14 protein-coding genes are annotated in these 13,157 nt (G+C 37.1%); 5 read left to right on the top strand and 9 right to left on the bottom strand.

Annotation, left to right across the window (positions count from 1 at the left end):
- Positions 1-158 precede the first annotated feature (158 nt).
- Positions 159-1,148: a P1 family peptidase gene (locus tag FEU33_RS02520; RefSeq protein ID WP_146547875.1), complete on the top strand. Its 990-nt coding sequence runs from the start codon at positions 159-161 to the stop codon at positions 1,146-1,148.
- A gap of 130 nt (positions 1,149-1,278) precedes the next feature.
- Here the strand turns inward: FEU33_RS02520 and crcB are convergent, their stop codons facing one another.
- Together crcB and FEU33_RS02510 are read right to left on the bottom strand one after the other, a co-directional pair.
- Positions 1,279-1,626, bottom strand: a complete 348-nt coding sequence (crcB, locus tag FEU33_RS02515) for a fluoride efflux transporter CrcB (protein ID WP_146547874.1) — start codon at positions 1,624-1,626, stop codon at positions 1,279-1,281.
- On the bottom strand, positions 1,623-2,000 hold the full coding sequence (locus tag FEU33_RS02510) for a fluoride efflux transporter FluC (protein ID WP_244950963.1): 378 nt from the start codon (positions 1,998-2,000) through the stop codon (positions 1,623-1,625). Before FEU33_RS02510 ends, crcB begins: the two co-directional genes overlap by 4 nt.
- Positions 2,001-2,032: 32 nt before the next feature.
- On the opposite strand from FEU33_RS02510, the gene FEU33_RS02505 reads away from it, so the two are divergent.
- Positions 2,033-2,212, top strand: a complete 180-nt coding sequence (locus tag FEU33_RS02505; protein WP_146547873.1) for a hypothetical protein — start codon at positions 2,033-2,035, stop codon at positions 2,210-2,212.
- Positions 2,213-2,360: 148 nt separating this feature from the next.
- Here FEU33_RS02505 and FEU33_RS02500 read toward each other — a convergent pair whose 3' ends face one another.
- The 5 genes from FEU33_RS02500 to FEU33_RS02485 form a co-directional block, all read right to left on the bottom strand.
- Entirely contained in the window at positions 2,361-4,721 is a 2,361-nt protein-coding gene (locus FEU33_RS02500; protein ID WP_146547872.1) for a penicillin acylase family protein, read from the bottom strand.
- Positions 4,722-4,763: 42 nt separating this feature from the next.
- Positions 4,764-4,922 carry a hypothetical protein gene (locus FEU33_RS18620; protein ID WP_186731292.1) on the bottom strand — a complete coding sequence of 53 codons (159 nt, stop codon included), beginning with the start codon at positions 4,920-4,922 and terminating at the stop codon, positions 4,764-4,766.
- Positions 4,923-5,301: 379 nt separating this feature from the next.
- Complete coding sequence (locus FEU33_RS02495; RefSeq protein WP_146547871.1) at positions 5,302-6,054, bottom strand: exodeoxyribonuclease III; 753 nt, start codon at positions 6,052-6,054, stop codon at positions 5,302-5,304.
- Between the two features lie 373 nt (positions 6,055-6,427).
- Positions 6,428-7,357, bottom strand: coding sequence for a UDP-N-acetylmuramate dehydrogenase (murB, locus tag FEU33_RS02490; RefSeq protein ID WP_146547870.1), 930 nt, complete (start codon positions 7,355-7,357; stop codon positions 6,428-6,430).
- Positions 7,358-7,436: 79 nt separating this feature from the next.
- The gene (locus tag FEU33_RS02485) at positions 7,437-7,742 is read right to left on the bottom strand and encodes a winged helix-turn-helix transcriptional regulator (protein WP_146547869.1); all 306 of its coding nucleotides are present in this window, start codon (positions 7,740-7,742) and stop codon (positions 7,437-7,439) included.
- Between the two features lie 146 nt (positions 7,743-7,888).
- Between FEU33_RS02485 and FEU33_RS02480 the strand changes: the two genes are divergently transcribed.
- Positions 7,889-8,755, top strand: a complete 867-nt coding sequence (locus FEU33_RS02480; RefSeq protein ID WP_244950962.1) for a VOC family protein — start codon at positions 7,889-7,891, stop codon at positions 8,753-8,755.
- A gap of 102 nt (positions 8,756-8,857) precedes the next feature.
- Entirely contained in the window at positions 8,858-9,385 is a 528-nt protein-coding gene (locus tag FEU33_RS02475) for a YceI family protein (RefSeq protein ID WP_146547868.1), read from the top strand.
- Between the two features lie 664 nt (positions 9,386-10,049).
- Here FEU33_RS02475 and FEU33_RS02470 read toward each other — a convergent pair.
- A complete protein-coding gene (locus FEU33_RS02470) occupies positions 10,050-10,697 on the bottom strand; it encodes an FMN-dependent NADH-azoreductase (protein ID WP_280524822.1) in 648 nt (215 codons plus the stop codon).
- A gap of 118 nt (positions 10,698-10,815) precedes the next feature.
- The gene (locus FEU33_RS02465) at positions 10,816-11,523 is read right to left on the bottom strand and encodes a DsbA family oxidoreductase (RefSeq protein WP_146547867.1); all 708 of its coding nucleotides are present in this window, start codon (positions 11,521-11,523) and stop codon (positions 10,816-10,818) included.
- Positions 11,524-11,640: 117 nt separating this feature from the next.
- Between FEU33_RS02465 and FEU33_RS19070 the strand changes: the two genes are divergently transcribed.
- The gene (locus FEU33_RS19070; protein WP_244950961.1) at positions 11,641-13,023 is read left to right on the top strand and encodes an FAD-dependent oxidoreductase; all 1,383 of its coding nucleotides are present in this window, start codon (positions 11,641-11,643) and stop codon (positions 13,021-13,023) included.
- Positions 13,024-13,157 lie beyond the last annotated feature (134 nt).

Here is a 13,157-nt window from a genome sequence, read left to right as displayed (position 1 = left end):
CGAAGGAAATGCATATGCATTTTCAAGAATTCAAGCAAGCTTTCGCTTTAATCCATATAATTGGAGCTAAAGCATAGAATTTTTTATAATTATACCAAACATTCAGCCTTATTTTTTTCTAATCAATACGACTAAATAATACCTAAAGGGGTGGGTTTATGAACAAAGGGCAATGGAATATGATTACCGATGTAGCAGATGTTCATGTTGGGCATGTTACATTATATGAGAAGTTAGATGCAGAGGATACAATTTGTACAGGCGTAACAGCTATTTTGCCACACGGAGGCAATCTATTTGAGCAGAAGATTCCTGCGGCAAGCTTTGTCTTAAATGGATTTGGAAAGTCAGTAGGGCTTGTTCAAGTAGAAGAATTGGGATTAATAGAGTCTCCATTAATGTTAACGAATACCTTTAGTGTAGCAGCTGTTTTAGATGGCACTTTAGATTATATGCTTCAACAAAATCCTAGTATTGGCGACTCTACTAGTTCACTTAATATCGTTGTGGGCGAATGTAATGATAGCTTTCTTAATAGTATGAGGCTTCGTGCTGTGAAGCCAGAGCATGCTATTTCTGCTATACGTAACGCCAAACATGCACCATTTGGACAAGGTGCTATCGGTGCCGGCAAAGGAATGATCTGCTATGAGCGGAAGGGTGGCATTGGGTCATCCTCAAGAATCGTTAAACGGGATGGTGAAAGTTTTACAGTTGGTGTACTAGCACTCACCAATTTCGGTAACGCTGGTGAATGTCGTTTCACAAGTTGGCAACAAAATCCTCCTATCGAAAAACCCGATGGCTCTGTAATCGTTGTTATAGCAACTGATGCACCACTCAGTGATCGCCAACTAAAAAGACTAGCTAAAAGGGCGGCTATTGGACTTGGACGTACAGGTACCCATATTCATAATGGCAGTGGTGATATTATGATCGCTTTTTCAACTGCCTACACAATTCCGCATCAATTTAGTTCATCCATTGGCGAAGCGGTAGCATTTGTGAGAGATGATTCCAAAATAATGAATGACCTTTTCCAAGCGGCTATTGAAGCGACAGAAGAATCGGTCTATCAATCATTGCTGCATGCTGAGACAACGGTTGGCCGGAAAAATCGTGTTGTAGAGAAAGCCAAATTTAAATAAAAATAAAAGGGACCGGGACATAAGCTGAAAACGAGTTGATTTTAATGAAAATAAAACCACATGAAGGCAAATGTAAAAGCTTTGACTTCATGCGGTTTATTCATTTTAAACGGATTTTATCCCGGCCTCTTTATACGATTTGCCATCCTAAAGTAACAAGGATAATCCCTGCAAATAACGTTAAAACAGGATATAAAAATGCTACACGTTTATCGTGTTCTCGCAATAATCTTACTGTATCAAAAGCAAATGTAGAAAACGTTGTAAACGCTCCTAAAAAACCTGTAGCCAAGAATGCTGTCCATAACTGCTGATCAACTGTTATGTGAAGGGCCAATCCCATCAACAACGAACCAACACTATTGACGATAAATGTTGCTACATAGTATGGCTGTTTTTGATGTTCCATCCAAACAATCATTCCATAACGTGCAAGCGTACCTAAACCCCCACCGACAGCAAGTACAAGCCAAATCATAAACGCTCACCTGCTTTCTTGTTAGGAACGGCAAGTAAATAACCGAACGACGCCAATGCAACACATAAAATTGTCATAACGATTGCATATATAACTGCCATCACAACATGTTCTTGCATTAATTTTAACCAACTAGCTGAAAATGTGGAAAATGTCGTGAAACCGCCAAGCATGCCAGTCGTCAAAAATAACTTCCAACTCATATTCTGTTGTAGAAAACGTGTGAATAAACCATTCAATATGCCCATAGCAAAACTTCCTACACCATTTACGATCCACAACATACATTCAGTTGGGACAGTTATCATAACACCATAACGCACCAAGGTGCCTAATATTCCACCTAATACTACTCCTACTACATTTTTTATCATTTAATGCACCTTCAATTTATTTACTTTATCCCGTGTTAACGGACAGTAAGATCCCCATCTCAAGGTTTAGAGAGAAAACAGGAAAGATAGGTGGGGGTCAACTGCCCGTAAAAAACCCGATTGGTTCGGACGAGCAGGATGTTGGTCACTCAGGTGTTGCCACAGGACGTGGCGCTTTTAACCTGAGTTCTTCTAGTTCAGTGGGGGATTGAGAAAACCCCCGCTGATGGAAGCTTCACTTTATTATTCGTTCCTCCAACAGCTACAACATAGGGGGAAAATCCTATTTCTCTTGTATGAAGCCAAACATGTTGATTATCCTTATTTTCCCAATAATCACACCTAGTATGAAATATCTTTTTATTCAGCTTTCAATATCAATGTATGACCATTTAAAATTTTACCATTTATCACGGTTTCATGGTATTTTCCATACACCCAATCGTCCACTTGGTCATGATACCATTTTGATCTTAAATGTTCACTTTGCCCAGGACCAACGATATGATAAGCCTTTGACAAGTCACTTAAATCGGCAATAAAACGCCAAGAGGCACCATGATCCACAATGCCTGTTTTATTGGAAGCAGCCGCGCGAACAGTCACCTTTGACCCTGGTACAGGCGTTGTCTTAGAATCTAAGAAATAAGCCAAAATAGAAGATGCTGAAGATAAAGGATGTTTGAAAATAACTTGGTGATAATCTCCCCAACGCCATTTTGATACATCATCACCATAATTTTTTTTGATCTCTTTCACAGTTTCCTCTAATGCTTTTGTTACCAGTTCATCAATGCCGCCAGCTTTATCCACAAATTCTCCCGGCTTTCCTCTATATGCTTGTCGAAGTATTTCATCAGCAACATTATATTTTCCCGGCATCATTTGATAAACATCTGCAGGCATTGATTTCTTAAAAAGTTGATCTTGAATTTTAATCATCCATAGATGGAACACAAGCGGCGCACCTTCAGATATAGAATCTTGATAATCCCAATCCTCCATCATCCTTACAATATCCTTTAGTTTATGTTGTTTTTTCACTGATTCAATAAGATGAGGCAAAAATTCTTTTGCATATAAATTCTCTGTATCTAGCTGCATATTTTTGATATCTTCTACAGTAAAGTCGTCTTTTTCTTCTAACATTTCCACGATCCGTTCATAGCGGTAGGGTTGTGCCCAAAAGTCTGTAATATGATATGGATAGCCACTTCCTACAACCTTATTGTTTGCGGTTGCAATATATCCATTATCCGGATTAATCACTTTCGGTAAATGATTAAAATCAATATAACCTTTCCAACCATAATCCGCTGAATAACCTGGTACAGGGAATTGACCATCCCCTCTTTTACGAATAGGGATTAATCCATTCGCTTTATAAGCGATTGTTCCATCTTTGGATGCAAATACAAAATTTTGGGCAGGTACCTTAAAATCATTTAGTGCGGTTTCAAACTCCTCCCAATTTTTTGCTTTATCCATATTCAACACAGCCTGTAGTTCTTGCGTAGATTGTAATGCTGTCCATTGCATCGAGAAAACTGCTGTTGGCTTTTCTTTTTTGAATGCTAAGTCTGAAACAACAGGACCATGTCTTGTAACAATTACCTCATAATCAATAGTCTTCTGATTTTTTACCTTAATCTTTTCCTTTCGAACTTCCGCTTGTTCCCATTTATTTTCATATTTAAATTGCGTTGGATTATCTGGATTAGGTATTTCAATATATAAATCTTGTACATCAGGTCCCACATTGGTAACACCCCAAGCAATTTGATCGTTATGACCTAAAATAATTCCTGGAATACCGGCAAAAATAACTCCACTCACATTTTGAGTAGATGATGTAAGATGCATTTGATACCATATAGAAGGTGTACTCAGCCCCAGGTGTGGATCATCTGCCAATAATGGTTTCCCACTTTTCGTTTTATCTCCAGATAAAACCCAGTTATTACTACCGTTAAATTCGTTTGGAATAAGAGACGCATCGAATTGTCCAGAAACTTTCACAGGATTTTCGATATTTTCTTCTATAATGGACTTTGCGTTGTCTGGATAATGGATCATCAATTCTTGCACTTCATCTGCGGTCAAATTGGTCAAAGCCCAATGTCTAAACGCCAACATGTTCCAATTTCCACCTAAATCATAAGCCATATATTTTTCAATTGTTAAGGAATCTATTTCTGTCCAACGTTTTGGTTCATATCCTAATAGTTTGAATTCATATGGGAGCGTTCCTTTTTCTTTTGCCTGCTCCATATAGGCATTAACTCCTTCTGCATACCAAGCAAGTACTTGTTTAGCTTTCTTTGAGTAGCCATCATAAGACTTTTTGGCAGCATCCCTTAAACTAAATGTTCTAAAAAACTTATCTGTTTTGACCGTTGATGGACCAATTATCTCTGATAACGTGCCACTTGCTTGCCTACGTGATAGGTCCATTTGGAATAAACGATCTTGCGCTTGAACAAAACCCTGTGCACGATAAAGATCGGCATCAGACTTTGCATGGATATGAGGTACGCCTTTTTCATCTCTTGTTACGGTAACATCCTGATCCATTCCCTTAACACTCATCTTTCCTTCAATTTGTGGTAATGATTTATCAATATAATAATTTACGTAAAGGGCAAACGCTATCACCATAACGACCAAAATACCGAGTATACTTCCAATCCATTTCCCGTATCGACTCAGTTTTTTCTTCATACGTATCCCTCCCACTTTCTCTATATTCCAAAGGTTTACGCTTTATCCCTGATTCCTTATTAAAAAATACAGTTTACAGTTGGATAAAGTGAAGCTTCCATCAGTGGGGGCTTTCTTCATCCCCACTGAACTAGAAGAACTCAGGTTAAAAGCGCCACGTCCTGTGGCAACACCTGAGGGACCAACATCTTGTTGGCCCAAACCAATCGGACTTTTACAGGCAGTTAATCCCCCATCTATCTCTCTCGTTTCTCTATATCTTGAGATGGGGGTCTTACTGCCCGTTAAAGCGGGATAAAGTTAAAACAGAAAAATAGAGTTATTGAAAAGGGACATTTTTAAACTAAAAATAAAAGCACGAAGGCTGTTTTGATCAGCTTCCATGCTTTTATGAATCTTTTTTTAAAAGGAATTTAAGGTGTATCTTCTTTTTAAATCTGTTTAGCAATATGTTGATACTTGATGGGATTTCTCTACATATGAACCCTCTGAGGCGAGCACTTCTTATTCGCTAAATACTCTCTTCCATCACTTCCAAGCGGAAGGAAAAGTCAATGATGACATATAACAGATCCTTCTATCACACTTTAGCTTCTAGCATAATCGGGCAATGGTCGCTCCCTAAGATATGATCATGAATCTCAGCCTTTGTAATTTGTTCCTTTAAACGGTCGGACAGGATAAAGTAATCGATACGCCATCCAATATTCCGTTCACGCACTTTATTCATATAAGACCACCATGTGTAATGATCTGTTAAGCCTGGATACAGATATCGAAAAGAGTCTGTAAAACCTGAATTTAGTAATCTAGTCATTCTACCTCTTTCTTCATCTGTAAAACCAGAGTTTCCGATATTGGCTTTAGCATTTTTTAGATCAATTTCTTCATGTGCTACATTTAAATCCCCACAATAGATAACAGGTTTGACTTGATCTAATGCTTTTAAATACGCTCGTAATTCATCCTCCCAAACGATGCGATAGTCTAAGCGGGTCAAATCACGTTTAGAATTGGGTGTATATACATTTACTAAATGAAAATTGTCGTATTCTAATGTAATAATACGCCCCTCTTCCTGCGTAACATCACCAATGCCATATTTCACTGATATGGGTTCATGTTTTGTGAAAATAGCTGTACCTGAATAACCTTTTCGTTCAGCATAGTTCCAAAATTGATGGTAGTTAGGTAATTCTAACTCTACTTGTCCATCCTGACATTTTGTTTCTTGAATGCTAAAAAAATCGGCATCCATGGTATCAAAATAATCCATAAATCCTTTTTTTAGACAAGCACGAATACCATTTACATTCCATGATACAAATTTCAATGTCATAATCTCCCTATATGTAAAAATACGCCTTCCGCAAATGATCGGCGAAAGACGCTATCCATTACACCCCAGTGTAATGGCATTCGAATTTTTTTCGAGCTTGCTCTAGAAGCTCCTCTTCAAAATCCGTGGCATCTTCGCCGGAGACTTCATCTTGACTCAGCGGGCAGTTTGTACATCCGCTGAATAGAAAATAAAATCACATTCATCTCATCACTTATAGAGATGAACATCTTTTATACCTGTTGTTGCGCTTTCGGTACAAAAAAGATTTGCTCCCATCACTATGCTTTCGTCGCATAACACATTGGGCTCCTGCTGCTGCGCTTTCACCGCCATAAAAGATTGCTGAATCAAGATAAAAGTTTTATTATTTTTGATCGATTGGTAAATCTTCTCCAACGATTTTAACTTCTGTTTCAAGATTTACATTGAATTTTTCTTTTACAGCTTTCTGCACCATATGAATGGTTTCAATATAGTCGGTGGCAGTTGCATTACCTTTGTTAATGATAAAGCCCGCATGTTTTGTAGAGACCTCAGCGCCACCTACACCTTTTCCCTGCATGCCACTATCTTGAATAAGTTTTCCAGCAAAATAACCTGGAGGACGCTTGAAAACACTTCCCGCAGAAGGATATTCAAGTGGTTGTTTTGATTGTCGTTTGAATGTTAAATCTGCAATTTTGGCATCAATCATTGCTTGATCACCCTTTTCCAATTCGAAAATAGATGACAATGCATAATAACCGTTCTTTGCAATAATACTTTTACGGTAGCCAAGCTCTAATTGCTCTTTTGAAAGATCTAATATTTCACCCGTTTTTGTCAATACTTTGCAACTTACGATGACATCATTGATCTCCCCGCCGTAAGCACCGGCATTCATAGCCATTGCACCACCAATAGATCCAGGGATACCACATGAAAATTCAAGACCCGTTAGTGATTTAGCAGCTGCCGCCTTTGAAACATCTTTAATAAGTGCACCAGATTGTGCATATACCGTTGTGCCTTCAATATGAATTAGATTTAACTTCGAAAGATTTAAAACAATCCCTCTAATACCACCATCTCTAATAACCATATTTGAACCATTTCCTAGCAAAAAGATTGGTACTTGGTGGAGATATGCATATTTTACAACTTCAGCGGCTTGTTCTTCTGTAGAGGGCATCACAAATACATCTGCATTGCCCCCAAGTTTTGTCATTGTATAATTTTTAAGTGGTTCGTCTATTTTAACATCTTGAGTATTTACAATAGTAGATAAATCATTAAACCATTGTTCTTTCATAATGGAAAGTCCATTCCTTTCATACTTTCTTTTCCACCATTAAGTATGAAGATACAATGCCATTTTTACAAGTGAAAATAACCTAAAGCCATCTTTTAGACCAAATTTCAATTGCATCAATTGCACCTTTTAGACTTAATCCCATTTCTGTAAGACTATATTCAACTCGAACAGGAACTTCTGTATACACTTGTCGTTCCACAAGTCCCTCTTTTTCCAATTCTTTTAAACGTTCTGACAGTAAACGACCACTAATAGGAAGTGAAGATTCAATTTCGTTAAATCGTTTTGGTCCTTCTAATAATTCATATAAGATTAAGCCAACCCAACGTTTTCCAATCAAATCCATTGCTTTTGACAATCGTGGACATAATGCTGTTTCTTTCATATATTCTCACCTCTGATAATTACATTGTACCGATAATCCAAAAAAAAGTAAACTTTTCGTAACTTAATTACTTGACGTAATCAATTTACTGTTTTATAGTAAGTTACGAAAAGTAAGTTATGAATTATTGAAAGGAGGAATTACCTTTGACTTTCAAGTTAGATCCTAAAATGCAATTGGGATATGTACAATTGCGTGTAAAATCATTAACAGCTCAAAAAAAGTTTTATCAAGCATTGGGATTTAATATTATAAAAGAAAAGGATAAAGAAGTCATATTTGGCGCTGGAAGTTCAGAACCTATTCTTATCTTAACAGCGAGTGAGGATGTAGTTTCGAGACCGCCTCGCACTACCGGTCTTTACCATTTTGCTATTCTAGTCCCAAGTCGTGAGGATCTTGCCTATATGGTGGGCAATTTGATGAAAATAAAGGCTCCATTCAGTGGTGCCGGTGACCATTTATACTCTGAAGCATTCTATTTAACAGATCCAGAGGGAAATGGTATTGAAATATACCGTGATAGACCACGTAGCGAATGGACCATCAAAGATGATGGTGGGATCGATACGGATACACTACCAGTTGATTTTAATGGCATCATGGCTTTATTTGATCCTAACCGTGAATGGACAGGCTTCCCTAAAGGTACAGTTTTAGGTCACATGCATTTAACCGTATCTAAATTAAATGATGAACTTAGCCACTTCTATTTAGATGCACTTGGTCTAGATTTAAAAACAAACTTTATGGGTTCAGCTTACTTTATGTCAGCAGGTGGCTATCATCATCATATTGCTGCAAATGTTTGGAGCGGTATTGGCGCACCGTTAGCACCATCTGTTGCTAACGGCTTGATCAACTATTCATTAAACCTTTCTTCTATTGATGAACTAAATAAGTTAAAACAAAACTTAACAGAGCATCACGTTTCTTATGAAGAAGTCGATGGAAAAGTAATCGTTCAAGACCTGAATCACAATGGAATGATTTTTAGTGTTAAAAACGCTTAATTTAAAATTCACAATATCTTTAATTAATATCTCTTGATTTCAAGATAATTATGTATTATGATAATGACAATAAAACAAATAGACTTTAGGAGGAAATTAAAAATGACAAAATTTAATGTTGACGTAGCACACTCTAACCTAGGATTTGAAGTAAAACATATGATGATTTCAAAAGTAAAAGGTGGTTTCGATTCATTCACAGCAGACATCGAAGGAAACCCAGAAGATTTAACAAATGCTTCTATCAAATTTGAAATCGATGTAAACAGCATCAATTCAAACAACGCTGATCGTGATAACCACTTAAAATCAGCTGACTTCTTTGATGCAGAACAATTCCCTAAAATTACTTTTGTTTCAACTGATATCAAATCAGAAGGCGATGGCGAATACAAACTAACAGGCGATTTCACTATTAAAGATGTAACAAAACCAGTTACTTTTGATGTTGAATATGGTGGTAAAGGTACTAACCCATGGGGTGTAGAAGTTGTAGCATTCGAAGCTTCAGGTAAAATCAACCGAAAAGATTTCGGCTTAACTTGGAACGCAGCACTTGAAACTGGTGGCGTACTTGTTGGTGAAGATATCAAAATCAAAGTAGAATTAGAACTTAACCCAGCTCAATAATTCTAAACTGTGAAAAACTTTCTAAAAAGTATTGTTCTAATTAGTTAGCGAAAATCTGCTCATTCTATTATGTAGAATGGGCAGATTTTTTTGTGATGAAACGATGAGGTGACGAAAGGAGATCAATAGGAATAGCTACTTGTTTAATTATGGAGGATTGGTTGATTGAAGTAAGTGGCAACTTCTCGAGAATGCATCCTATCTATATCTTCCTTATACGCTATTTATTTGCCCTCTGATAGTTTATTCGCTCTTCGAGACTATTTATTCGCTCCTTCGATGGATTTATTCGCTCTCTTGAAGACTTTATTCGCCCTTTCGGAGACTTTATTCGCTCTTTGATAGTTTATTCGCTCTTTGAGACCATTTATTCGCTCCTTCGATGGATTTATTCGCTCTCTCGGAGACTTTATTCGCTCTCTGATAGTTTATTCGCTCTTTGAGACCATTTATTTTCTCCTTCGAAGGATTTATTCGCTCTCTCGGAGACTTTATTTGCCCTTTCAAAGATTTTATTCGCTCTTTAAACAATTTATATCTTCCATCGACTACTTCCCTTCCTTCTATGATAAATCTTCACAAAAAACCCCTTAAGTTAGACTTCAATTAATCTAGTCCAACTTAAGGGGGTCAACTTAACACATGAATTCGTATCGAGATTTCATTAGGCTTCAATAGCAAGCTTTTTTAAATGATTAGCTGCTGCTTTAACTTCCTCTAAACCTTTTTCAATGATTTCTTGTGCTTTATCAGGTGCTGCATTATGACCTTCAATAATCACTTCATCGATGATTTCCATGCCGAATATGCCACCAAATACATTACGCATATAGTTTACACACATTTCCATTGATGCTGTTTCTGGAATAGAATAAACTCCACCGCGAGCATTTAAGAAAATAGCTTTTTTCTCTGGCATTAAGCTCACTAAATTACCGTTAGCGTCATATTTAAAAGCAAATCCTGCAGCATATACATAATCGATAAATGTATGCAATTTAGCTGGGATGGTTAAGTTCCATAATGGGAATGCAAATACAACTACATCAGCTGCTGAAATAGCATCCATTGCTTTTTGTTTGGCAGCTAGTGTGCGTTTTTGAAGATCAGATAATTCTTCACCATTTTGTACTTTACCGAATGCTTCAAGAAGATCCTGCCCAAAATATGGAGTGTCTTCTTCATATACATCATATACAGAAACATTAAGGTTAGAACCTTTAATTTCTCCCATAAATGTTTCATACATTTTACTTGAAACAGCTTGATCAGCTGGGCGATTATTTGCTTTTACTACTAATACATTTGTCAAAGTATATCTCTCGCTTTCTATTATTTGCAAAATGAACATCTCTAATTCGAGATAAAACCATTGTAAAAGAAAACACATTCATAGTCAACGAACATGCCCTCATACTTTCGACTGATATTTACAATTCACACTTACCATCTGTACAAGTTCCTATACCCTCTTGCCCCATCATTTTCAAGCTTGGTCGTAATCCGTCCTCCTGAGCAACCTGACGAACCGCATTTTCAAAAACCTCTCCTGGTTGTGCACCAGATATTGCATATTTTCCATTGAATACAAAAAACGGTACACCACGTATTCCGATTTGCGATGCTTCTTGGATATCTGATAGTACTTCGTCTGCAAAGGATCCATCATTTAAAACATCTTCTACTGCTTGTCGCTCTAAACCGATTTCTACTCCCAATCCCACTAAAATATCCGTTAAACCTATTTCTTGATTTTCGATAAAATAAGCTTGCAGCAATCGTTCACTCATCTCAGCACCTTTTCCTACAGACTCAGCATATTTTGCTAGGCGATGGGCTTTAAACGTATTTGCTGGTTTCATATTTTCATACTGATAATTTAATCCCAGTGTTGCAGCACGATCAATAATGCCTGCTGTTTGTGCTTTTACTTGCTCAATTGTTGTACCATATTTCTTAGCTAACACTTCATATATACTTTCTTCTGACGTTGCAGGCGAGTCGGGACTCAGTTGATAGCTTTTGAGTTCTATATCCACTTGATCTTGAAAGCCTGTTTTTTCGATCGCATTTTCTAGTTCCCTTTTTCCAATGTAGCAAAAAGGACATACATAATCTGACCAAACTTCAATTTTCATGTTCATTCACCTCTCGAATTATTGTATCGAGCCTTTTATAGATTATGCAATTTTTCTGCCTATGTATGATATTTCATTCTTTACACATACTACATAAAAAAATAAGTAGGAGATTCTATGAACTCATCCATTTGGCTACAAAATAAATTATTGAAATCAAAACCAGCTCTCGAAGACTCCATACAGACTGATGTTTGTATTATTGGCGGTGGACTTAGCGGCATTATGACCGCCTATCATTTATCTAAAGCTGGAAAATCTGTGACATTACTTGAAGGTAACTCTTTTCTAAGCGGGGCGACAGGTCATTCTACAGGAAAATTAACTGCACAGCATGGATTGATCTACCAAACAATCATTGAAAAATTTGGATTGGATGCGGCTTTACTTTACTATGAACTAAACCAAAAGGCTATTTCCTCTGCTTTAGATTTAGTAGACTCCTCTATCATTCAAACCAAAACCTCGTTTTTATATACATTAGAAGAAAATAATAGAAAGAAGATTGAAGATGAATGGGATGCTTATAAGCTGTTAAATATACCTGGAACATTTGGCGAAAAGTGTGAAATCCCTTACTCGCCTAAAGCTTCTGTTGCCATGTTAGATCAAGCACAGATCCATCCTGTTCAATTTGGTCAAAGTATCATGGATATGGCGATTAAAAATGGCGCTAATTTTTTTGAACATTCTCGAGCAACACATATTAATCTATCCAAACCTTATGTTGAATTAGAAAATAAGCACACGGTTTATTGTAATGATTTAATCATTTGTTCTCATTATCCTTTGGAAGCTATGGTTGGTTTGCAGTTAGTCAAACTCCGAGTAAATCGTTCCTATATAATTGCTTTCAAATGTTCTGAGCCTCTTGCAGGGCAATATTTATCAATTGATCAAACGAACCGCTCTATCCGTACCGCAAAAATAGAGGATGATTACTATACCCTGCTTGCTGGTTCTTCACAAAGAGCTGGCTCTTCTTCGAATACGAATATATTTTACGAAGCCATTGAAAAAGAAGCTTATGAAAAGTTTGCCGCAAGTGATATCTCGTATAAATGGTCTGCTCAAGATCCAGAAACACCAGATTTACTTCCCTATGTAGGACAAATCAGCGCAGGCTATCCGAATATTTGGCTTGCTACAGGCTTTAGAAAGTGGGGGATATCCAATTCTCTTGTTGCCGGACAAATCATTAGTGATGGATTATTAGGTCATTCTAATGCTGGGATCAAACTCTATTCGCCACAACATACGAAGTTTGGTGATGCATTCTTACAAGCCTTGAAAATAGGTGGGCAAACAGTGGTCGATTTAGTTGGCGGATACGTGACAAGAAGTTCAAATCCAAGATGCACACATTTAGGCTGTAAAACAAGATGGAATGAAGCAGATGAAACATGGGATTGCTCTTGCCATGGGTCAAGATTTGCAAAAGATGGCTCTGTGTTAGAAGGACCTGCTGTAAAACCATTAGATCTCAAAAAATCGACTTAGTGTTTAAGCAGAAAATTTTTCGAGGCAAATACCATAGAAAAATATCTGTTGATACAAAGGTCGACCCTAAAAAAACAAAAGAGTACAATTCAGTATAGTACACTCAAAAGTTAGATCCAAAATCGAACTTTTGA

The sequence above is a fragment of the Rummeliibacillus suwonensis genome (assembly GCF_007896435.1).
Classification (GTDB): Bacteria; Bacillota; Bacilli; order Bacillales_A; family Planococcaceae; genus Rummeliibacillus; species Rummeliibacillus suwonensis.
Note: the sequence above shows the minus strand (reverse complement) of the source record. Positions and strands in the feature narration are given on the sequence as shown.

What these genes read in the sequence shown, in the direction of transcription:
- FEU33_RS02520 (WP_146547875.1), top strand. Translation starts at nt 159, where the DNA reads ATGAACAAAGGGCAATGGAATATGATTACCGATGTAGCAGATGTTCAT.
- FEU33_RS02500 (WP_146547872.1), bottom strand. Translation starts at nt 4,721, where the DNA reads ATGAAGAAAAAACTGAGTCGATACGGGAAATGGATTGGAAGTATACTC.
- FEU33_RS02475 (WP_146547868.1), top strand. Translation starts at nt 8,858, where the DNA reads ATGACAAAATTTAATGTTGACGTAGCACACTCTAACCTAGGATTTGAA.
- crcB (WP_146547874.1), bottom strand. Translation starts at nt 1,626, where the DNA reads ATGATTTGGCTTGTACTTGCTGTCGGTGGGGGTTTAGGTACGCTTGCA.
- FEU33_RS19070 (WP_244950961.1), top strand. Translation starts at nt 11,641, where the DNA reads ATGAACTCATCCATTTGGCTACAAAATAAATTATTGAAATCAAAACCA.
- FEU33_RS02465 (WP_146547867.1), bottom strand. Translation starts at nt 11,523, where the DNA reads ATGAAAATTGAAGTTTGGTCAGATTATGTATGTCCTTTTTGCTACATT.
- FEU33_RS02485 (WP_146547869.1), bottom strand. Translation starts at nt 7,742, where the DNA reads ATGAAAGAAACAGCATTATGTCCACGATTGTCAAAAGCAATGGATTTG.
- FEU33_RS02510 (WP_244950963.1), bottom strand. Translation starts at nt 2,000, where the DNA reads ATGATAAAAAATGTAGTAGGAGTAGTATTAGGTGGAATATTAGGCACC.